This window comes from Litorilinea aerophila (genome assembly GCF_006569185.2).
Lineage (GTDB): Bacteria > Chloroflexota > Anaerolineae > Caldilineales > Caldilineaceae > Litorilinea > Litorilinea aerophila.
Map to the genome: position 1 here is coordinate 24,000 of NZ_VIGC02000018.1, position 22,321 is coordinate 46,320.

At 65.9% G+C, this 22,321-nt stretch carries 16 protein-coding genes; 10 read left to right on the forward strand and 6 right to left on the reverse strand.

Annotated elements, in window-relative coordinates; translation table 11 throughout:
• Positions 1 to 20 precede the first annotated feature (20 nt).
• The 3 genes from FKZ61_RS14235 to mutL form a co-directional block, all read right to left on the reverse strand.
• Entirely contained in the window at positions 21 to 701 is a 681-nt protein-coding gene (locus FKZ61_RS14235; RefSeq protein ID WP_141610797.1) for a ClpP family protease, read from the reverse strand.
• A gap of 132 nt (positions 702 to 833) precedes the next feature.
• Positions 834 to 2,360 carry a trigger factor gene (gene tig / locus FKZ61_RS14240; RefSeq protein ID WP_141610798.1) on the reverse strand — a complete coding sequence of 509 codons (1,527 nt, stop codon included), beginning with the start codon at positions 2,358 to 2,360 and terminating at the stop codon, positions 834 to 836.
• Positions 2,361 to 2,738: 378 nt separating this feature from the next.
• A complete protein-coding gene (mutL, locus tag FKZ61_RS14245; protein ID WP_141610799.1) occupies positions 2,739 to 4,676 on the reverse strand; it encodes a DNA mismatch repair endonuclease MutL in 1,938 nt (645 codons plus the stop codon).
• A 269-nt stretch (positions 4,677 to 4,945) separates the two neighbouring features.
• Here mutL and FKZ61_RS14250 point away from each other — a divergent pair, with 269 nt between their 5' ends.
• Positions 4,946 to 5,809: a DUF4397 domain-containing protein gene (locus tag FKZ61_RS14250; RefSeq protein ID WP_170199738.1), complete on the forward strand. Its 864-nt coding sequence runs from the start codon at positions 4,946 to 4,948 to the stop codon at positions 5,807 to 5,809.
• An 82-nt stretch (positions 5,810 to 5,891) separates the two neighbouring features.
• On the opposite strand, the gene FKZ61_RS14255 is transcribed toward FKZ61_RS14250, so the two are convergent.
• The 3 genes from FKZ61_RS14255 to FKZ61_RS14265 form a co-directional block, all read right to left on the reverse strand.
• Positions 5,892 to 6,158 carry a MoaD/ThiS family protein gene (locus FKZ61_RS14255; RefSeq protein WP_170199740.1) on the reverse strand — a complete coding sequence of 89 codons (267 nt, stop codon included), beginning with the start codon at positions 6,156 to 6,158 and terminating at the stop codon, positions 5,892 to 5,894.
• An 87-nt stretch (positions 6,159 to 6,245) separates the two neighbouring features.
• Positions 6,246 to 6,737, reverse strand: coding sequence for a (2Fe-2S)-binding protein (locus FKZ61_RS14260; protein ID WP_141610802.1), 492 nt, complete (start codon positions 6,735 to 6,737; stop codon positions 6,246 to 6,248).
• Between the two features lie 90 nt (positions 6,738 to 6,827).
• A complete protein-coding gene (locus tag FKZ61_RS14265; protein WP_141610803.1) occupies positions 6,828 to 7,703 on the reverse strand; it encodes an FAD binding domain-containing protein in 876 nt (291 codons plus the stop codon).
• Positions 7,704 to 8,008: 305 nt separating this feature from the next.
• On the opposite strand from FKZ61_RS14265, the gene FKZ61_RS14270 reads away from it, so the two are divergent.
• The 9 genes from FKZ61_RS14270 (at position 8,009) to FKZ61_RS14310 (ending at position 22,282) form a co-directional block, all read left to right on the forward strand.
• Positions 8,009 to 10,582: a DNA internalization-related competence protein ComEC/Rec2 gene (locus tag FKZ61_RS14270; protein ID WP_170199742.1), complete on the forward strand. Its 2,574-nt coding sequence runs from the start codon at positions 8,009 to 8,011 to the stop codon at positions 10,580 to 10,582.
• A 230-nt stretch (positions 10,583 to 10,812) separates the two neighbouring features.
• Positions 10,813 to 12,738 carry a translational GTPase TypA gene (gene typA, locus FKZ61_RS14275; protein ID WP_141610864.1) on the forward strand — a complete coding sequence of 642 codons (1,926 nt, stop codon included), beginning with the start codon at positions 10,813 to 10,815 and terminating at the stop codon, positions 12,736 to 12,738.
• Positions 12,739 to 12,854: 116 nt separating this feature from the next.
• Complete coding sequence (locus FKZ61_RS14280) at positions 12,855 to 14,534, forward strand: ABC transporter substrate-binding protein (protein WP_141610865.1); 1,680 nt, start codon at positions 12,855 to 12,857, stop codon at positions 14,532 to 14,534.
• 154 nt (positions 14,535 to 14,688) lie between these two features.
• Positions 14,689 to 15,621, forward strand: coding sequence for an ABC transporter permease (locus FKZ61_RS14285; RefSeq protein ID WP_141610805.1), 933 nt, complete (start codon positions 14,689 to 14,691; stop codon positions 15,619 to 15,621).
• A gap of 19 nt (positions 15,622 to 15,640) precedes the next feature.
• The gene (locus FKZ61_RS14290; RefSeq protein ID WP_211358565.1) at positions 15,641 to 16,537 is read left to right on the forward strand and encodes an ABC transporter permease; all 897 of its coding nucleotides are present in this window, start codon (positions 15,641 to 15,643) and stop codon (positions 16,535 to 16,537) included.
• A 40-nt stretch (positions 16,538 to 16,577) separates the two neighbouring features.
• The gene (locus FKZ61_RS14295; RefSeq protein ID WP_170199746.1) at positions 16,578 to 17,492 is read left to right on the forward strand and encodes a serine hydrolase; all 915 of its coding nucleotides are present in this window, start codon (positions 16,578 to 16,580) and stop codon (positions 17,490 to 17,492) included.
• Between the two features lie 23 nt (positions 17,493 to 17,515).
• Positions 17,516 to 18,961: a M81 family metallopeptidase gene (locus FKZ61_RS14300; protein WP_141610807.1), complete on the forward strand. Its 1,446-nt coding sequence runs from the start codon at positions 17,516 to 17,518 to the stop codon at positions 18,959 to 18,961.
• 53 nt (positions 18,962 to 19,014) lie between these two features.
• Positions 19,015 to 20,652 carry an N-acyl-D-amino-acid deacylase family protein gene (locus FKZ61_RS14305; protein WP_141610808.1) on the forward strand — a complete coding sequence of 546 codons (1,638 nt, stop codon included), beginning with the start codon at positions 19,015 to 19,017 and terminating at the stop codon, positions 20,650 to 20,652.
• Between the two features lie 124 nt (positions 20,653 to 20,776).
• Complete coding sequence (locus FKZ61_RS14310; RefSeq protein ID WP_170199748.1) at positions 20,777 to 22,282, forward strand: family 43 glycosylhydrolase; 1,506 nt, start codon at positions 20,777 to 20,779, stop codon at positions 22,280 to 22,282.
• Positions 22,283 to 22,321: the final 39 nt, after the last annotated feature.

The window sequence follows — 22,321 nt, forward strand, 5'->3', positions numbered from 1 at the left end:
TGCATAGATGGGTATGGGCCTCAGGAGGCGCCGGCACCGTTCTTGCTCTGGGCGGCCTCTTCCGGCTCGGGAACGATGATCTGGCCATCCCGCACGATGACCACGTCGCTGGTGTCGCCCAGGATTTCGTCCACCAGGCCGTACTCCTTGGCGTCCAGGGCGTTCATGTAGCGGTCGCGCTCGAAGTCCTTCTCGATCTGCTTCCAGCTATGGCCGGTGTGCTTCCCCACCAGGTGGAAGAGCTGGGTTTGCACCCGTTCCTGCTCCCGGAAGGCGATGCGCACATCCTCGGTGTAGCCCTGGGCGCCGCTGCTGGCCGGGTGCAGGTGGATGGTGGCGTGGGGCAGGGCATAGCGCCGGCCCTTGGCCCCGGCAGCCAGAAGCACTGTGCCCATGCTGGCCGTGACGCCCACGGCATAGGTGCTGACGGGCGCCTGGATCATCTGCATGGTGTCGTAGATGGCCAGGCCCGCGTAGATGCTGCCACCCGGACTGTTGATGTACAGGTTGATGGGCTGGTTGGGGTCGTCGCCGTTCAGGTAGAGCAACTGGGCCACGATCAGGTTGGCCACCTGGTCGGTAATCGGCATCCCCAGGAAGACGATCCGTTCCTTCAACAGCAGGCTGTAGATGTCATAGGCACGCTCGCCCCGGCCGCTGTTGTCGATCACCATCGGAATGACATTGGTTGGGTGAATCATATATCTTACTCCGTTCTATCTGGTCGAAAACCAAGATTTCTGCCAGGCGATGACACCATAACGGCTCTGGGACCGCCAGACCGTAAGCAGGCTTCTTTTGTCTGTTTGCGTTCTGTTAGCGTTGTGCCCTGCCTACTGTTGTTCCGGCGCTTCCTCCGATGTCTCGTCCGGAGTCTCGTTCGAAGCCACGGGCGCATGTTCCGACGCCTCGGAAGCGTTCTCCTCGTCGGAGCCTCCGGCACTGGCCTCTGGCGTAGCCTCGGCCGAAGCCTGCTCTGCCGGCTCGCCTTCTTCTGTCGATTCCTGGCCGTCCTCCTTCTGGCCAGGCGGGGGCAGCTCTTCCCCGCGCACAATGGCCAACAGCCGCTGGAGGGCCTTTTCTTGCAGGATCTGGCTTTCCAGGATGGAACGGCCCGCCCCCTGGCGCATTATCTGGATGAGCCCCTGGGTGGAGGGGTCCTGGGAATCGGCCTCTTCGCCGAACATTTCCTTGATGCGCTCCTCGATATCCTCGTCGGTGACCTCCAGCCCTTCGGCCTGATACAACTCGGAGATGACCAGATTGCGCCGGGCGACCCGTTCGGCAGCCTCCCGCAGGCTCTCCCGGTATTCCTCCAGGCTCTGGCCGGTCTGCTGCAGGTAGCTTTCCAGGCTCTCGATGCCGAACTGGCGCAACTGCCGCTCAAATTCCTGGACCATGGCATCCAGTTGGTCCTCCACCACCACCGGCGGGTACTCCATCTGGCTCTGCTCCACCAACAGATCCAGGGCTTTCTCCAGATATTCCTGCTCGGCTTCCCGCTTCTTTTCTTCCAAGAGGCTCTGGCGGATGCTTTCCTTGAGGTCGTCCAGGGTCTCAAAGTCCGGCCCGACCAGTTTGGCAAAGTCGTCGTTCAGCTCGGGCTGCTCATAGGCCTGGATCTTGTGGAGTTTGACATGGAAGCGGGCCTGCTTGCCGGCGTAGATGCTCTGGCTGTCCTCGGGCCAGCTCAGGACGAACTCCTTCTCCTCGCCCGGCCGCATGCCCAGCAGCGCCTCATCGAAGCCCGGCGGCTCCATGGGGTTTTCCTGATCCAGGGTGACGTCCCAGTCGGTCTCGTCCAACACCACCGTCTCTTCACCCTCGGCGGCATCCTCCTGGACCAGCACGCTCTTGACGTCGATGGTCAACATATCTCCGTACTGGCTGGGCCGGTCGACCTCCTGCCAGCCGGCGTATTGCTCCAGGTACTGCTTGAGTTGTTCCTCGATCTCGGCCTCTTCCACCACCGGCTCTTCCTCTTCCAGGCGGAGGCTGCGGTAGTCGCCCAGGTCCACCTTGGGTTCCAGGGGAATGGTGAGCCGATAGGTCAGGGGCTCCAGGCTGGCGATGTCCAGGGAAGCAGGGGCGTAGGGCTCAATCTGCTCCTGCTCCAGCGCCTGTCTGTAGACTTCTTCGCCCAGCTTTTCGATGAACTCATTGAAGAGGGCAGGCAGGCCCACATATTGGGCGACGATGTGATAGGGCGCTTTGCCTTTGCGGAAGCCTGGAATGCGGTACTGCCCGGCCAGCTTGCGGGCCGCCTTGCGCAACTCCTGGTCGACCCGCTCCTGCTCGACCTCGATGGTCATCTCCAGCTGGCGGTTTTCCTTCGGTTCGGTGGAGACTTTCAGTGGCATTTTTTCCTCGAATTCCTTCTCTTTTCTGGCGATTCTTTTCCGGCTGCCTCATTCCCTGCGGCCGGGTTGCCGGCCTGGCACGAAATCCTGGCCGATTTTGCAAAAAATCAGGCCAGGGGACGGTCGGCTCTATGGTTCCAGGCTGGCCGTGGCGATGGCAGGGTCACTGAGATGGCGCGCTGATCCGTGGCGCAGTAAAATTCACAATTCCATGAGTATAACATAGCCGGGGGTGCCTACCAAAGTTGCCGCCAGGATGAATCCATTTCCTTGCCGGGGCGCTCCCCGACATCACGAGGCATCACGGCGCCAGAGCCCAGGGAAGCATTAGGCAGCTTCACCCATCTTTCCAGAGCGGACCGCCAGTGCGCCGCAACTTCAGGCCCGGCCAAAGGCCCGCTCCAGCTCGCCAGCCGAGAGTTGAATCAGGGTGGGACGGCCGTGGGGACAAGTCCGGGGGGACTGGCAAGCTTCCAGCTGGCGCACCAGCTCCTGCATCTCCAGGGTGCTGAGGAGCTGCCCCCCCTTGATGGCAGCCCGCTTGCAGATCATCTTGACCAGCCGGTTCTCCAGCTCTTCGCCCACCAGGTTACGATTTTCGCCCAGGGCAGACACGATCTCATCCAGGCTGCGCTGGGGATCCTGGCCGGACAGGACGCTGGGCACGGCCCGCACCAGAAAGGTGTCGCCGCCAAAGGGTTCAATCTCGAAGCCCAGGTGCAGGAGCTCATCCAGATGGCGGGCCACCAGCCCGGCCAGCTCGCTGCCCACGTGGAGGGGAAGGGGTTGCAACAGCTGCTGGCGAGGAACACCCCCATCGCCCTGGCCATATCGCTGGGCCATGAACTTTTCGTAGAGGATGCGCTCGTGGGCCGCGTGCTGGTCGATGAGGTAGAGCCCTTCCGGCCCTTCGGCGATGATGTACATGGCGCCTACCTGGCCCACCACCCGCAGGGGGGGCAGACGGGCCGGCTGCTGGGACGGGACAGGGCGAGAGGAGCCGCCTGTCGCGGGCTGGTGCCAGTTCTCCTGGCGCGCCTCCGTCTGGTCACCTACCGGGAGGGGTGACGACTGGCGGGCAGGCTGGCCGGGCGGCACGAACAGATCCAGGTGAGATTGCCGGCCGGCGCCAAGCAGAGCCTCCCGCCGGGTCGCCCATCCACTGTCTGGCCCCCTTGTCCCCACATCCTCGGCAGGGGGCTGGGGGGAGGGCAGGGCCAGATCCGGCGGCGCGGCGTGGCGTAAGATCGCCTGGCGGGTGGCCTTCTGCACCGCGCTGAAGATCCGGCGCTCCTCCACGAAGCGCACCTGGGTCTTCTGGGGGTGGACGTTCACATCCACCAGTTCCGGGGCCACCTCCACAAAGATGACGGCCAGGGGGTAACGCCCCACGGGCAGCAGGGTGTGGTAGGCCTGCACCACCGCATGGACCAGGCTACGATCCTCCACATAGCGGCGGTTGACAAAGATGTCGATGTGGCTGCGGTTGGCCCGGGTGAGGCTGGGCAGGCTGGTGTAGCCGGTCACCCGGACCGGGCTCTCTTCGGGGTTCGCCCCGGCCGCTTCGGCCCCGGGCAGCTCCTCCGCCATGAAGGAGACATCCTGGGCCACATCCAGCCCGGGCGGAGAGGTCCCGTCCCCCGGCAGCAGGGAGACCATCTGCCGGGCGTTTTCCAGGCCGTACACCTTGGCCAGGACGTCGAAAGGGTCGCCGTTGCCGTTGGATTGGAAGACCAGCCGGCCGTCGTTGACCAGGCTGAAGCGGCGGTCCGGGTGGGCCAAGGCATACCGCTGCACCAGGTTGGCAATGTGGCCAGCTTCGGTGGCGGCCTTGCGCAAAAATTTCTGGCGAGCCGGCACGTTGTAGAAGAGATGCTCCACGCTCACCACCGTGCCCACCGGTGAGCCGGCCCGTCCCCGGCCCACGATTTGGCCGCCCTCTACCCGCACCTGCACGCCGAAGGGCTCATCCCGATGCCGGGTGGTCAGGGTGACATGGCTGACGGCGGCGATGCTGTACAGGGCTTCGCCCCGAAAGCCGAAGGTGGCGATGTGGCTGAGATCCTCGGCCGTATGGAGTTTGCTGGTGGCGTGGCGTTGGAAGGCCAGCTCCGCTTCGTCGGCGGGGATGCCATGGCCGTTGTCCGTGACGCGCAGCAGCCGCCGGCCACCCTCCCGGATCTCGACGCGGATCTCGGTGGCGCCGGCATCCAGGCTGTTTTCGATCAATTCCTTGGCGGCATTGGCGGGCCGCTCCACCACCTCACCGGCAGCGATCTTGGCGGCCACCTCTGGCTGCAAAATCTGGATGGGCATGGCTCTGATTATAGCATCCACACCAGGCAGGGCCAAGGAATTCTCCGGGTCCGCTTACGGGCCCCTTTGCCCCGCAGGGAAGGGGAGGCGAACAGTTTTCGTATTCGTAAACCTGGTAGATCCCGCCCGATTTTTCCGCTATAATTGGGGACGTTCCGTTTCCGCAACCGTGGAGGTGCCGGCATCCGGCTTCGATCTGGCGAAGTCGCCCCGATACGTCAGGGGTTTGGTCGGCCTGGATGCGGGCAGGTACAAAAGGAGGACTCAACATGCAAGCCATCGAAGGAGATCAGGACCACCGACAACAACCTCGCCGCCGGCCTCGCCCCGGGTATGCCCTGGTTTTTGTACTGCTCTTGCTCCTGGCCGGCCACGCCTGGCTGACCGGGCAGGCCTGGGCCCAGACGGGGAGCAGCTCCACCGACGGGACCCTGCCGCCGCCAGGGGACACCATCGTGCCGGTTTCGGCCCAGGTCCGTCTGGCCCACATGGCCCCCTTCGCCAGCAACACCCTGCTGAACGTCACCCTCAGTGGAAGCAACAGTATCTATCAGTTCTTGAACCTGGAGCTGGGCGACTTCACCAGCGGATACGTGGGCCTGTCGCCGGGCACGGTGACGGTCCAGGTGATCCCCCAGGTCGTCCCCAGTTTTACCGTCACCGAGACCCTCGCCCTGCCCACCAGCTACACGGGGGCCATCGTGGGTGGCAGCAACGGCTGGCCCCTGGAGATGCTCTGGCTGGTGGATGAGACCGGAACCCCGCCGGCGGGCCTGGGCAAGATCCGGGTGGTCCATGTGGCGCCCTTTGCCAACACCTCGGCCGGCACCCGTCTTCACGTCCGCACCCAGGGCGGCCAGGTGATCGACCCCAGCCTGGAGAACCTGGAGTACCGGGATGAAAGTGGCTTCCTGACCCTGCCGGTGGGCAGTTACGACTGGCGCGTTCTACAGGCAGGGGACAACAGCACGTGGCTGGATCTGCCGCCTTTCAACCTGTTGCCCGGCGCCGTGCTGACCCTCTGGCTGATGGGCGATGGCATCAACCAGCCGCCCGTCAGCCGGCTCCTGGTCTCCCAGGGCGGTGGGGGAACCCTGCTCTACTTCCCCATCATTTTCGGCAACTCTTCTTGACCGGCTCGCTTGACCGGCTCGCCAATGGCAGAGGCCCACACCGTCCGGTGTGGGCCTCTGAATTTCTACAGCCACCGTACCATCAGCCGCCGCCAATGGCCGGCACAAAGTGAATTTCGCTGGGCTCCTTCAGCCGATGGCGCAGCCCCCGCCGGCTCATCTCCCCGTTAATGACCACGGCGATGTAGGGGTGAATCCGGTCGCCATCGCACAGACGCTCCCGTATGCCCGGAAACCGGGCCTCCAGGGCGTCGATGACCTCGCCCACGGTTTCCCCTGACACCGTCACCTGCTCCACGCCACCGGTGAGATCCCGGTGGAGGGAAGGGATCCAGACTTCATGCTCCATGGAGTCGTTCAAACCTCCGCCCATCGACCGAACCAGTCCGCCGATGGGCCTGCAACCTGTCCCAGTCTGAAAGGGACAGGGCAGCCCTTAGCTGCGGATCATCTCCATCTCGGGGCTGTCGGCCGCGTCCAGCACGGCCCGGACGATCTTGTCGTAGCCGGTGCAGCGGCAGAGGTTGCCCGCCAGCCACATGCGGACGTCGTGCTCGGTGGGGTCGGGGTTTTTGTCCAGCAGCGCCTTGGCGGAGACGATGAAGCCCGGCGTGCAGATGCCACACTGGAGGGCAGCATGCTCCAGGAATTTCTGCTGCAGGGGATGGAGCCGGTCGCCCAGGGCGATCCCTTCGATGGTGGTGATCTCGGCGCCCTCGGCCTCCACCGCCAACACCAGACAGGAATTCACCAGCCGGCCGTTCATGATCACGTTGCAGGCGCCACAGTTACCGTTGTTGCAGCCTTCCTTGGCGCCGGTCAGCAGCAGGGTCTCCCGCAGCACCTCCAGCAGACTCTGGCGCGGCTCGCACAGGAATTCCACCTCTTCCCCGTTGATGGTCGTCTGGACTTGCACTTTCTTGGACATGCTTTTTCGCTCTCCCGATTCTATCTGGGCTATGGGACTCGTCGCTTCTTTTCCGGCCGCCCGGGTTCATTTCCCAGGGAACAGGGCAGGTCAGCTGGCCTGAGCTCGCTCGATGGCCTTCTTCAACACCCGCCGGGTGAGGACGCCGGACAGGTGCTTGCGATATTCGGCGGTGCCCCGCATGTCGGTGATGGGTCGCGCCGCGGCTTTGGCAATTTCCGCAGCCCGCTCGATCACCTCGTCGCTGATGCGCTGTCCCGCCAGGGCTTCGCCCGCTTCGGGCACGTAGAGGGGGGTCGGCGCCACCGCGCCCAGCGCGATGCGGGCCGACTGGATCACGCTGCGGCTCTCGTCCAGCTGCACCGAGGCGCCCACACCCACCACCGCGATGTCCATCTCGTTGCGGGGGATGAAGCGCTGGTAGGCGGCGCCGAAGCCCGGCCTGGGCGCCGGGATCTGCAGGTAGAGCAGGAATTCACCCGGCTGCAACACCGTGCGGCCCGGCGCCACGCAAAACTCTTCCACCGGCACTTCCCGGCGGCCGTTGGGCCCCGCGATGACGCACACGGCCGAATGGGCGATCAGGTTCGGGATGGAGTCCGCCGCCGGCGAGGCGTTGCAGAGGTTGCCCCCCATGCTGGCGCGCCCCTGGATCTGGACCCCGCCGATGAGCCGGGCCGAGTCCATAAGTCCCGGATAGAGAGAGGACAGCTCTTCGTCCTCGTACATACGGTAGCAGGGAACCGCCGCCCCCAGACGCAGGCCACTCTCGGGCGAGTAGCTCATCTCGGTGGTTTCGGGCAGCCCCTTGATATCCACAACGACCCTGGCTTCGGCTCGTCCTTCCCGCAGCGCCACCAGGAGGTCAGTGCCACCGCTCAGGACGCGCGCCTGGTTGCCGTTCTGGCGCAGGATGGACACGACCTCATCCACACTTGTTGCGCGCACAAAGTCAAACGCTTGCAAGGTTATACCTCCTTCATCAGGATATCGGTTGGGAAGTAAATGGTCGTGGCGAACCTATATAAATAGGTTGACAAATAGGTCCGTCGTCAACGACTCGGAAGGACAAGAGCATTTGGCCCCGGCAGCAACACCGTGGCCACAGAGCAGAACGGGCGCGATGGGCAGCGCCTGTGGAACCTTTTCATCCATAAGTGTACAGCATCTTATCAGAAATGGTCAAAGGAGTTGCTCGAACTGTGCAGGATTGGTAAGATGATGGCCGTCGGCGTTTTCAACCTTGCAGCTGGATGGAGGTCCCCCGCTCCATGACGTTGCTCTACCTGGCCCTGGCCTACATGGCCGGTATCGTGCTGGGCCGGCTTGCCTGGGAATTCGGCTGGCCGGGCTGTGGCCGGCTGCCGGCCCTCTGGCCCCTGCCCCTCCTGCTCTTGCCCTGGACGCCCCTGTTGAACCGGTTGGCCTGGCTGCGCCCCCCGGCGACCGGCCCCATACGCTGGCCGGCGTCCGCCGGCTTCGAGCCACCCCGCCGGGGCCCTGCCGTCGCCCTCTGGGTCGCCCTGGCCCTCTGCCTGGTGGCTGGCCTCCTCCGCTACGGCTCCCGCCCCTACACCCCCTGTTGGACGCCCCAGGATCTGGCCTACTACAACTTGCCGCCGAACCGGGCCATGGATCGCAGCGCGCCCACGGTCACCCTGGTGGGCCACGTGATCGGCTATCCCCAGGTCACCGACGGCCGCCAGGAGATCCGCCTGGCCGTCCATGCCCTGATCCAGCAGGGCCGGGAAATTTCCGTGGCCGGCCGGGTCCGTTTCGTGACTGCAGCCCACCCACGGTATCAGTATGGCCAGCCCTTGCGGGTCCAGGGGCGCCTGGCCACGCCGCCGGACTTCGAGGACTTTTCCTACCGGGAGTACCTGGCCCGGCAGGGCGTCCACAGCCTGCTCTACAGCCCCCGGGTTCAATCCCTGCCCGGCCCGCGCCAGGGACAGCCCTGGATGCGGGTGCTCTACGCCTTTCGGGCCCGGGGGGAAGCCCTGATCAACCGGCTGTTGCCAGAGCCCTACGCCGCCCTGGCCAACGGCATGCTCCTGGGCATCGAAGCGGGCATCCCGGACGAGCTGTACGATCAGTTCAACCTGACCGGCACCAGCCACGTCATCGTCATCTCCGGCAGCAACGTGGCCCTGGTGGCCGGCCTTCTCATGGCCCTGGGCACCCGGCTGCTGGGCCGACGGGGCGCCCTGGTTCCCACCCTGGCTGGCATTGCTGGCTTTGCCCTGGTGGTGGGGGGCGATGCCGCGGTGCTGCGGGCCGCCCTCATGGGCGGACTCTACGTCATCGCCGTGACCCTGGGCCGCCGCAGCACCGCGCTGGTCAGCCTGGCTGCGGCCTGTTGGGCCATGACCCTGGCCAATCCCCTGGCCCTGTGGGACGTGGGGTTCCAGCTGAGCAGTGCAGCCACCGCGGGGCTCATCCTCTTCACCCCCGGCATCACCCGCCTCTTCAGCCGCCTCGGGCCGGGTTTCGCCGGCGGCCCCCTGGCCGCAACCGCCCCGCCTGACTGGGCCGCCCGGGGGAAGAGTCTGATGCGGGGGTTGGTGGAGGACGGCCTCCTGGTGACCCTGGCCGCCAACATCACCACCCTGCCCCTGGTGGTCTTCTACTTTGGCCGCCTGAGCCTGGTTAGCCTGGTGACCAACCTGCTCATCGCGCCGGCCCAGCCCCTGATCATGCTCTGGGGCAGCGCCGCCCTGCTGGTGGGCGTGCTGGGCCTGGCCTGGCTGGCCCAGGCGCTCCTCTGGATCCCCTGGCTGGGCCTGGCCTGGACAGTGGCCATGGTGCGGTGGACGGCGGCCTGGCCCGGTGCCAGCCTCTCGGTGGCCGAGTACGGCCCCGCGGCCCTCTGGGCCACCTACGCCGCCATTGCCGCCGTCCGCTGGGGCGGCCGCTGGCGTCCCCTGGCCGGACGGGTGGGCGCCTGGCTGCGGGCCCAGGGGCATCGGCGGCTGACCCAGCCTGCCACAGCCGGCGCCCTGGCCGTGGTCCTGGTGCTCACCTGGTGGGGAGCCCTCACCCAGCCGGACGGCCGCCTCCACCTCTACTTCCTGGACGTGGGCCAGGGGGACGGCATCCTGATCCAGACGCCTTCAGGTCGCCAGGTGTTGGTGGACGGGGGGAGCAGCGGGCAGCAGCTCTTCAGCCAGCTGGGCGCGGTGATGCCCTTCTGGGATCGGGAGCTGGACCTGGTGGTGCTTACCCACCCGGACAGCGACCACATGGACGGGCAGGCGGAGCTACCCCTGCGCTTCCACGTCGGCCAGGCCATGGCCACTGAAGCCACCCGGATCAGCCCGGATGCAGCGCTGTGGCGGGCCAACCTGGCCGCCCAGGGCGTGACCCTCACCACGGTCCACGCGGGCGCCTGGCTCGACCTGGGGGATGGGGTTGCGCTGTGGGTCCTGTGGCCGCCGGATCCCGCTTCTGGCGTGGATGGCCTGGAGGAGAGTGACAACGAACGTTCGCTGGTGTTGAAGCTGGTATACGGCAACTTCAGCGCCCTCCTCACAGGGGATGCCGGTCTGCCCAGCGAGGAGCGGCTCATGGCGCAGGGCGCGCCCCTGGCAGCCACCGTGCTGAAGGTGGGCCACCACGGCAGCAAGTCCAGCACAGGTCCCGATTTCGTGGCCGCGGTGAACCCGGCGGTGGCCGTGATCCAGGTGGGCGCGGACAACGACTACGGCCACCCCGCCCCCGACGTGCTGGCGCACCTCCAGGGGCGTCTGGTCTTGCGCAACGACCTGCATGGAACCATCCACCTGGCCACCGATGGAGAGCGCCTCTGGATCGAGCCCATGCCGGCGGATGCCCCGGAACCATGAGCCCAGGGCAGACGCAGCTGGGCAGATTCCGGCCATCTTGAACGATACTCAGAAGGTCCACAATGTTGCGGCCTGGCCCAAAGTCGCCTATAATGCCGCCAGTTGCGCCGGGGTCCGGAGCCCCGGCCCAGGAACCCGGTCGCCCGGTCCAAACCTGACCGGGCGTTTTTGTGTTTATATTTCTGATGGAAGCCATGCAAAAATCATCCGCAGTTGAATCAACGGCCCAGATGCAGGACGTACAGACCGACATTCGCGCCGATATTCGTAACGACATTCGCAACGTGGCCATCATCGCCCACGTGGATCACGGCAAGACCACCCTGGTGGACGGCATGTTGCGCCAGACCAACGTGTTCCGGGCCAACCAGCAGGTGGCCGAACGGGTGTTGGATTCCAACGACCTGGAACGGGAGCGGGGCATCACCATCCTGGCCAAAAACACGGGCATCGTCTACAACGGCGTCACCATCAACATCGTGGATACGCCGGGCCATGCCGACTTCGGCGGTGAAGTGGAGCGGGTGATGAACATGGTGGACGGCGTTCTGCTGCTGGTGGATGCGGTGGAAGGCCCCATGCCCCAGACCCGCTTTGTCCTGCGTCAGGCGCTGGCCAAGGGCCACAAGGCCATCGTGGTGGTCAACAAGGTGGACCGGCCGGCTGCCCGGCCGGACGAGGTGGTGAACGCCACCTTCGACCTCTTCATCGACCTGGGCGCCACAGAAGAACAGGCCGACTTCCCGGTTATCTACACCCGCGCGCTGGAAGGCCGGGCCGGCCACGCGCCGGACCAGCTGGCCGAGGATCTGCGCCCGCTCTTCGACGCCATCCTCCAGCATCTGCCGCCCCCCCGGGTGGACCGGACCGGCCCGACCCAGATGCTGGTGACCACCCTGGAATACAGCAACTACGTGGGCAAAATCGCCGTGGGCCGGCTGAGCAGCGGCACCCTGCGCACCGGCCAGGCCATCGCCCGCATCACCCCCGACGGGGAGGTGGTGTCCGGGCGGGTCAGCCAGGTCTACATCTTCCGGGACCTCAAGCGGCTGGAGGTGGAGGAAGTGGAGGCGGGCAACATCGTGGCCGTGGCCGGGCTGCCCGACGTGGGCATCGGCGACACCCTGGCCGACCCGGCGGATCCCCGCCCCCTGCCGCCCATCTCGGTGGAAGAGCCCACCGTCCGCATGACCTTCAGCGTCAACGACAGCCCCTTTGCCGGCCAGGAGGGTCAGTACCTCACCAGCCGCCATCTGCGGGCCCGGCTGCATCAGGAGATGGAACGCAACGTGGCCCTGCGGGTCACGGAGGTGGACGGGGCAGAGGTCCAGGGAGGCACCTTCCTGGTGGCCGGCCGGGGCGAACTCCATCTGGCCGTGCTCATCGAAACCATGCGCCGGGAGGGGTACGAATTTGCCGTCAGCCGGCCGGAGGTCATCTTCCGGGAAGGTGAAGGGGGGCTGTTGGAGCCGGTGGAGGAGCTTTACGTGGAGGTGTTGGCCGATTACCTGGGCGCGGTGAGCGAGATGTTGGGCCGACGCCGGGGCCAGCTCCAGAATATCCGCTACGGAGACGATGGCACGGTCTACTGTGAGTACCTGGTGCCCACTCGGGGGATGTTGGGTTTCCGGCAGCCGTTTTTGACCGCCACCCGGGGCACGGGCATCTTCCACACCCTCTTCCACGGCTATGTGCCCTACATGGGCGACATCGAAACCCGGGAACATGGCTCCCTGGTGGCCCTGGAGACGGGCACCGTCACCAGCTATGCCCTGGAGCAGTTGCAGCAGCGGGGAACCTTCTTCGTACGGCCGGGCGACCAGGTGTACGCCGGGCAGGTGGTGGGCCAGCACATCCGCGACGAGGACCTGGTCCTCAACGTGTGTCGGACCAAGGCCCTGACCAACTTCCGGGAGAAGCCGAAGCAGGACAGCGAGGGGCTGATGGCCACACGAACCCTCTCCCTGGACGATGCCATCGAGTACCTGGGCGATGATGAGCTGCTGGAGGTCACCCCCCAATCCTTGCGCATCCGCAAAAAAGAGCTGCGCCATGAGGTACGGCAGCGCGCGGCCAAACGGGCCCGCCAGGGGGGTAGTGGGGTAGAATCCCGTACCCCGTTCCCTTCGTTGACACGGCGCCATTCCCTGTGCTAGACTCTCTCCAACCTCGCGGTGGATCCACGTGTGTCTAGCGTTCTCCGTAGCCAGGTGGACCGCCAGCCTCGACTCCAGGTTGTAACCACTACCGTTCATGAAAGGACCGTGAACCGATGGGAATCAAGCGCTCACAACCCAACCCCAAAGCCCGCGGCATGAGCCGACGCCAGTTCCTGCGCTACACAGCCCTGGGCGGTTCGGCGGCTTTCCTGGCGGCCTGTGCCGTTCCCGCTGAACCCAGCACCGAGACCGGCGCGCCGGCAGCGCCCGCCGAAGGGGCAGCTCCGGCCCCGACGGAAGGGCAGGACGGCGGCACCATGATCTGGCTGGGCCACCAGGAGATCGCCAGCCTCTCGCCGGACGATGCCGGCCCCGACGTGCACTTCGTCATCGTCTACAACATCCACAACCCGCTGCTCTACTACAACGAATATAACGAGGTCGAGCTGGTGTTGGCCGAGAGCTACGAGGTGGCCGACGATGGCCTCACCTACACCTTTAAACTGCGGGAAGGTGTCAAGTTCCACGACGGCAAGGAGCTCACCTCCGCCGACGTGAAGTATACCTACGACTACTACCGCAACCCCGACAACGCCGCCGTCAGCGCAGGCGACTTTTTCGGCATCGACTCCATCGAGACGCCGGACGACTACACGGTGGTGGTCAAGATGGCCCAGGTCAACGCCGCCTCCCTGGCCACCTGGGCCAGCTTCGGCATCGTCCAGTCCGAATACCACGCGGAAGTGGGCGAGGAGACCTACCGCACCGCGCCCATCGGCACCGGCGCCTACAAGCTCAAGGAGTGGCGGGCGGCGGAATACACCGAGATCGAGGCCTTCGACGACCACTTCCGGGGCCGCCCCAAGATCGACACCATCCGCCTGGAGGTGGTGCCGGAGCCGTCGGTGCGCATGGTGGCCCTCCAGTCCGGCGAGGCCCACTCCTCGGTCTGGCCTCTGCTGGTGGAAGATAGCCTGACCCTGGAGCAGGATCCCAACTTCATCCTCTTCCGCACCCTGGGCAACTCCATCAAGCACTTCCCCCTGAACAACCAGCTGCCCCAGCTCTCGGACAAGCGGGTCCGCCAGGCCATGATGCACGCCCTGGATCGCCAGCGCATCATCGACGACCTCTGGGCCGGGACGGCCCAGGTGGCCCACTCCAACATCCCGCCCTCCAGCTTCTACCACAAGCCGGATCTCAAGCAGTACGACTACAACGTGGAAAAGGCCAACGCCCTGCTGGATGAGGCAGGCTGGGTCATGGGTGCGGACGGCATCCGGGAAAAGGACGGCATGAAGCTCTCCTTCACCTGCACCACCATCTCCGGCGACTCGGCCCGTCGGCCCATCGCCGAGCTGGCCCAACAGATGCTGAAGGAAGTGGGTATCGACATGCAGCTGGCCGAGGCGCCGGTGGCCTCCATCCTGGAGGGCATGCGCAACGGCACCCTGGACGCGTCCCTCTTCAACTGGACCTACAACACCAACGCCGTGGAGCCGGACCCCTTCTCCACCCTGCACTCCACCGGCGGCAACAACTTCAACAACTTCCGCAATGAGGAGATGGACCAGCTCATCGAAGCGGGCCTGAACGTGGTGGACCCCGAAGAGCGCCGGGTCTACTACGACCGCATCCAGGAGATCTTCGTGGAGGAAGTGCCCTGCCTCTACCTCCAGTTTGACGAATGGCTGATCCCCTTCAGCCGGCGCATCCAGGGCCTGCCGGAGAACCCCAAGGCCTCCACCGTCTACTACCTGCGGGCCCACGAGTGGAGCCTGTCAGAAGCCTGATGGGCCGTTCGTAAATGAAAACGCCGCGCCCTCTCCACCAGGCGAGATGGGCGTGCCAGACGTCGTACCAGCAGGGGTGTGGCATGGAAGCGGCTCCAGGCCGAAACATGCCACACCCCGCCGTTGAATAACACCATTAAACAACGAGCCACCCATGCTACGTTACATCACCCTGCGCCTGTTGCAGGGCGCGCTGGTTGTCTTTCTCATCAGCATCCTGACCTTCGTCATCATGCGCCTGATGCCGGGCGATCCGGTCTATCTGCTCCTGGGCGAGGGACAGGTGCGCATCTCCCAGGAGCAGATGGCGGCCATCCGCAGCCGCTGGGGCCTGGATCGGCCTTACCACGAGCAGTACCTGATCTGGGCCGGCAACCTGCTGCGGGGCGACTTTGGCGAGTCCCTGATCCGCACCGGCGTGCCCGTGCGCCAGATGATCTTCGAGGCCATTCCGGTGACCGCGGAGCTCAACATCTACGCCCTGCTCCTGGCCCTGACCGTTTCCCTGCCGGTGGGCATTCTGGCCGGGGTGCGGCGCAACTCCCTCCTGGACTACGCCACCTCGGCGGGGTCCGCCCTGGGGATTGCCATGCCCAATTTCTGGTTTGGCCTGATGCTTATCGTTCTCTTCTCGGTGGTGCTCAACTGGCTGCCGCCCTATGGCCTGAAGAGCTGGCACGGCTACATCATGCCGGTGCTCGTCCTGGCCACCGAGCAGATGGCCGTCTTCACCCGGGTCATGCGCAGCTCCACCATCGAGGTGCTCAACCAGGACTACGTGCGCACGGCCCGGGCCAAGGGGCTGGCGGAGCATGTGGTCCTCTTGCGCCATGCGGTGCGTAACGCCCTCCTGCCGGTGGTCACCGTGATCGGCTTCAACATCGCCTTCCTCCTCAGCGGCACCATCGTGGTGGAGACGGTCTTCGCCCTGCCCGGGATTGGCCGCCTCTTCACCGATTCGGTGCTGCGGCTGGACTATCAGGTAGTCCAGTCCCTGGTGGTTATCCTGGCCGTGCTGGTGGTGGTGGCCAACCTGTTGACCGATCTGGTCTACGCGGTGGTGGACCCGCGTATCCGCATTGAGTAGGAAGGTAGTGAACGTTGCCATGACCGTTTCGACGACCTCAGCCGAGTCACTGCAGATGGTGCGGGACGCCCAACACCGTTCAGAGTGGCTGCAGGCCTGGCGCCGTTTTAGCGCCAATCGCATTGCCATCCTGGGCCTGGTGTTGGTGGGCATCCTCTGCCTGATCGCCCTGTTCGCCGACCAGCTGGCCCCGTACGATCCCCTGGAAAGCATGCGGGGTATGCGGGGCGTGAGCCCATCCTGGGAACACCCCTTCGGCTTTGACCACCTGGGGCGGGATCTCTTCAGTCGGGTCATCTACGGCGCGCGGGTGGCGCTGCTGGTGGGGCTGGCATCCACCGTGCTCTCGGTGACCATCGGTGTCCTCATCGGGGCAGTGGCTGGCTTTTTCGGCGGCTGGGTGGACACGGTGCTCTCCCGCCTCATCGACACCCTGATGGCCTTCCCCATCATCGCCCTGCTCATCGTGCTGGCCGCCGTGATTGGCCCCAGCCTGCCCACCACCATCATCGTCATCGGCGCCACCGTCTGGGCCCGCTATGCCCGGGTGGTGCGGGCCGATGTGCTCAGCCTGCGAGAACAGGACTTTGTCGTGGCTGCCCGGGCCCTGGGCGTGGGCAACGGCCGCATCATCTTCCGCCACCTCCTGCCCAATGTGCTGGGCCCCATCATCGTCCTGGCTTCCCTGGGGGTGGGGAGCATCATCATCCTGGAGGCGGCCCTCTCGTTCCTGGGGCTGGGCGTGCGCCCGCCGACACCCTCCTGGGGCGGCACCCTGGCCGACGGCCGGGCGTACATCCTGCGCTATCCCCACATCTCCCTCTTTCCGGGCCTGATGATTGTCATCACCGTGCTGGCTTTCAACTTCATCGGCGACGGCCTGCGAGATGCCCTGGACCCCCGCCAGCGCACGTAAAGCCGACGCCGGCACCCACCCGAATGCTGGAGTACCCGCCATGTCCCTGCTCCATAATATCCAGGCCGCCGTCGCGGCCAGCGGCGCACACATGGGTATTGCCATCCACCACCTGGAGAGCGGCGAGACCCTGGAGCTGAACGCCGACGAACCCTTCCCCCTCTGCAGTGTGCTCAAAATTCCGGTGCTGGTGGAGGCCTTCCGCCAGCTCCGGGAAGGGCGCTTCCGCCTGGACGATCGCTGGGAACTGACCCTGGCCGAGAAGAACCTGCCCAGCGGCGTGCTGGTCTTCCTGCAGGATGGCCTGCAGCCCACCGTGCAGGATCTGCTGACCCTCATGATCATCATCAGCGACAACACGGCCACAGACATGCTCATGCACCGCCTGGGCGTGGCGCGCATCAACCAGACCATGCACGAGCTGGGGCTGGCCGACACCCACATCGCCCTGACCATCCGGGAGATCTTCGACGACATGCTGGGGGAGGCCTCGGATCCCCGCCGCGCCTTCACCGACCTGGATCGCTTCCAGGAGCCGCCGCCCGTGCGCCGGGACGGCCGCGCCTTCAGCACCGGCCCCGACAACGACGTGGGTACCCCCCGGGACATGACCCGGTTGCTGACCCTGATCTTCCGGGGAGAGGTGGTAGACCGGGAAGCCTGTGACCAGATGTTGCACATCCTCCTGCAGCAGCAACTGAACACCCGCCTTCCCCTCTTCCTGCCCGAGGGGGTTCCCTTCGCCCACAAGACGGGCACCCTCTCCGGCATCCGCAACGACGCCGGCATCCTCTACGCCAGCCCCACCTCCCATGTGGCCATCAGCGTCTTCTCCCGCTGGGATGCGGGCGAAGTGGCGGGGGACCCGGTGGCCGAATGGCGGCGGACCACCGCCATCGACGAAGCCTTTGGCCGCATCGGCCGCCTGGTGTACGATCACTACACCACCCGCTGAGTCTTTTGCCCCAGGAGCCCACCATGAAGGTCTTCACCGCCCTTTTGGGCACCGAAACCAATACCTTCTCCCCCTTCTTGACCGGCTACCGCAATTTCGAACAGACCTATCTGGTGCGGGGAGGCGAGCACGGTGACAGGCCCTGGTCCTTCGCCGTGCCCCTGATACGCTGGCGGGAAATGGCCCAGGCCCGGGGCTGGACTGTGGTGGAGAGCCTGGCCGCCTTCGCCATGCCGGCAGGCATCACCCGACGCGAGGTGTACGAATCGTTCCGGGATGAGATCTTGCGGGACCTCCAGGCCGCGATGCCGGTGGACATGGTCCTCCTCAACATGCATGGCGCCATGGTGGCCGAGGGCTACGACGACTGCGAAGGCGATCTGACCGCGCGGGTGCGGGCCATGGTGGGGCCGACGGTGCCCATCGGCGTGGAGCTGGACCTTCACTGCCACCTCACTGCCCAGCTGGTGGAGCAGGCCGACGTGATCATCACCTTCAAAGAGTACCCCCATGTAGATCCGCCCGAACGGGCCGAAGAGCTCTTCACCATCGTCGCCGACGCGGCCCAGGGCAAGGTCAAGCCCCACATCGCCCTCTACGACTGCCGCATGATCGGCGTCTACCACACCACCCGAGAGCCGGTCAAAAGTTTCGTGGCCCAGATGCAGGCCCTGGAGGGCAAGGACGGCGTCCTCTCCGTCTCCCTGGGCCATGGCTTCCCCTGGGGCGATGTACCGGATCTGGGTACCCGGGTGCTGGTGGTGACGGACAACCAGCCGGAAAAGGGCCAGGCCCTGGCCCGAACCCTGGGCGAGCAGTTCTACGCCATGCGCGACCAGGTGCAGCCCACCTACCACACCATGGACGCCGCCCTGGACCAGGCGCTGGCCTTCGCCGGGCAGCCGGTGGTCCTGGCCGACGTGGCGGACAACGCCGGCGGCGGCGCGCCCAACGACTCCACCTTCCTCCTGCGGCGCATGCTGGAGCGGGGCGTGGGCAACGCGGCCATCGGCTGTATCTGGGACCCCGTCGCGGTCCAGGTGGCCCTGGAAGCCGGCGAAGGGGCCAACCTGGACATGCGCATCGGCGGCAAGATGGGCCCCATGTCGGGCGATCCCGTGGACCTGCGGGTGCGAGTAGGGCGCATTGCCCACAACGCCACCCAACGCTTCGGCGCGGGCACTTCCAACCTGGGCGATGCGGTGGCCCTCCACGGCCCCAACGGGCTGGACATCGTGGTCAACAGCCAGCGGACCCAGACCTTCAGCCCGGAGGTCTTCACCAACGTGGGCATCGATCCCCACCAGAAAAAGATCCTGGTGGTGAAATCCATGCAGCACTTCTACGCCGGCTTCGCGCCCATCGCCGCGCAGGTCTACTACGTGGCCGCGCCCGGCGCGCTGGTGCCCGACTTCACTCTCCTGCCCTATCAAAAGGCCAGCCGCAACATCTGGCCCCTGGTCGCCTGACGGGCCAGACGCTGCGGCGCGGTTACGCCAGGCTAGAAAGAAAAGATGAGACAATGTCAGACTTTCATGTCTTGATTCGCGGCGCCCGGGTCGTGGACGGCACGGGCAACCCGTGGTTCTACGGCGACGTGGCCCTCCAGGACGACCGCATCGCCGCCATCACGCCGCCGGGCCAGATCCCTGCCGATAGCGTGGCCGAGGTAGTGGACGCCACGGGCATGGTCGTCTGCCCCGGCTTCATCGACATCCTCAGCCACTCCATCCTCCCCCTCATGATCGACGGCCGTTGCCTTTCCAAGATCACCCAGGGCGTGACCACCGAGATCATGGGTGAAGCCTGGACCCCGGCGCCCTATGGCGGCAAGGTGGACCTGAAGTCCCTGGAGAACAACCCCTTCGCCCTCCAGGTGCCCCAGTGGGTGGAGCGCATCCCCACCTGGAGCCACTTCCGGGACTGGCTGGAGGCCATGGTGGAAGCGGGCGTCAGCCCCAACATCGGCTCCTTCCTGGGCGGCGGGACGTTGCGCCGCTACGCCATGGGGATGGAGATGGGCGAACCGTCGGCCGAGGAGTTGGAGACCATGCGCCGGGTCGCGGCCGCGGCTATGGAGGAGGGAGCCTTTGGCGTCTCCTACGCCCTGATCTACCCACCCGACGCCTATGCCGGCACCGACGAGCTGGTGGAAGTGTGCAAGGTGGTGGGCCAGTACAACGGCCTCTACATCACCCACATCCGCTCCGAAGCGGACGGCCTGCTGGAGGGCCTGGAAGAGGCCCTGGAAATCGGCCAGCGGGCGGATCTCCCCGTCCAGATCTACCACCTCAAGGCCGCCGGTCGACGCAACTGGCCCAAGATGCCCCAGGTGATCGAGCGCATCGAACAGGCCCGGGCCGCAGGCCAGGACGTCACCGCGGACATGTACTCCTACCCCGCGGCGGGCACGGGCCTCACCTCCACCCTGCCGCCCTGGGCTTCCGCTGGCGGCAAGCTCTTCGACAACCTGCGGGACCCGGAAATGCGGGCCAAAATCCGGGCCGAGGCCCTGCACCCTTCGGGCGGCTGGGAGGCCATGGTGGACCTCTGCGGGCCGGAAGGGGTGATGCCCATCGGCTTCCACAAGCCGGAAAATCGTCAGTACGTGGGCAAGCGCCTCTCCGAGATCGCGGCCATGCGCGGCCAGGAGTGGGTGGATGCCGTCATGGACCTGCTGCTCTCCGAGGAACAGCGCATCAGCACCATCTACTTCATGATGAGTGAAGACAACCTGAGGCTCCAGCTCCGGCAGCCCTGGATCATGATCGGCACCGATGCCGGTGGCCTGGACCCGGCCTGGGCCGCGCCCATCGGCCCCTATCACCCCCGGGCCTACGGCTGCTACACCCGGGTGCTGGGGAAGTTTGTGCGGGAAGAGAAGGTCATCGGCCTGGAAGACGCGGTGCGCAAGATGAGCTGGGCGGTGGCATCCCGCCTGGGCCTGCGGGATCGGGGTCGGCTCCACGTGGGGTGCTACGCGGATGTGGTCATCTTCGACCCGGCCACCGTGGCCGACCGGGCCACCTTCGAGGAGCCCCATCAGCTCTCCGTGGGCGTGCGGGACGTGTGGGTCAACGGCGTCCGGGTGCTGCGGGATGGCACCCACACCGGCGCCACCCCCGGCCGCATTGTGGAAGGGCCAGGCCGCCGGGCATAGCCACCGGGACAGGAATCCAAAAGGGCTCATCACCCAGGTGTGTACGGACCTGTTCGGTTCCCTGTAAAATCGGGGTGGGTAGCGCGCATTTGTGGTAGATGAGCCATCAAGAAGGAGCCCAACTGTGTATCACCATCCAGGCGAATATGTCACCGACTTCTGCATCGTGGAGCGCCGGGGGCTGTACCACCTGTTCCACATCCGCGGTGAGCGGTGGACATGGCCCCTGGGCTACAAAGAGCTGGACCTGGGCCATGCCGTCTCCAAGGATCTGCGGACCTGGCACCCCCGGGAGCCGGTGTTGCCCGCCGGTCCGCCCGGCTCGTGGGATGCCACCGGCATCTGGGCGCCGGACATCATCCAGGTGGGCGAAACCTACTACATGTTCTACACCGGCGCCGATGAGGCCAACAACCAGGCCATCGGCCTGGCCACGTCGACGGACCTCTTCACCTGGGAAAAGTACGCCGGCAACCCGTTGGTGGTGCCCGGCCCCTGGTCGGACCGCCACGTGGGCCACGATGTGGCCGGTCGGGACGCCATGGTCTTTGCCGACACCGACCGGGGGCGCTATCTGATGTACTACACCGCGACCCTGGCCGACGGGCGGGCTTGCATCGCCCTGGCCCAGTCCCAGGACCTGCTTCACTGGGAGGATCTGGGGCCGACCTACGTGGAGGAGGATCGCAGCTACGACCGCCTGGAGTCGGCCTACCTGGTGCCCCACGGGGGCCGCTATTACCTCTTCTACAGCGCCAAGGGCGGCCCCAAAAGCAAGGGTTTCCCGCCCCAGGCGTTCGCCCATTTCGACATCGTCTACCTGGTTTCCGACGATCCCACCGGTGGCTGGGTGAAGCCGGCCAACCATGAGCTCCTCACCGGCTGGACCTGCGCCAGCGAGCACCCCACCTTCGGCGACACCACCTACATGCTCTACATCATCCAGGAGGAGCTGGGCGGCATCTGGGGTGCCTCCACCCTGAGCGATCCCAAGCGCATGGTCTGGCAGCCGGACGGCACCGTGCGCATCCACGAGTATGTGCCCGAAGGGGTGGCCCGAGAAGCCCTCTTCACAGACCGGGCGGATGGCTACACCGGCTGGGTCCGCCATGGGGAGGGCTGGCAGGCGTGGCGCGCCAACCTGATGGCCGCTTCCTCCCCGGGAGAGGACAGCTACCTGATGAACACCCTGTGGGGTACCGACCTGGCCCTGGAGGCCCAGGTGCAGGCTGGGCCAGATGGCGTGGCCTCGCTGCTGGTGCGCAGCAACCCGTCCGCCCTGGCCGGCTATCGCATCAGCCTGGACTTCGGGCGGGGTGTGGTGGGCTTTTACCGAAGCTTTCCCGGGGCGCCGGACCAGCCCCTCCAGGAGCGGCCTGTGACCCTCTCCGGGGATGCCTTCCACCGGCTCAAAGTGGTGGTGCAGGGGAAATTCTTCGAGATCTACGTGGATGATGCCCTGACCATCGTCCGGGATGAAGCCACCTACCCGGAGGGCTGCTTCGGCCTGCACGCCCGGGGGCAAGCCCGGTTCCAGGATGTGTGGGCCTACCGCTACGTGGATGCCGAAGGGGAGGACCCCACCTGGCACCGGCGCTGTACCCCCCGCCACCTGTTCCCATCCCAGTAGCCGGGGCGGCCTTCCCGGCGAATTTACCAGCCGCCCCGG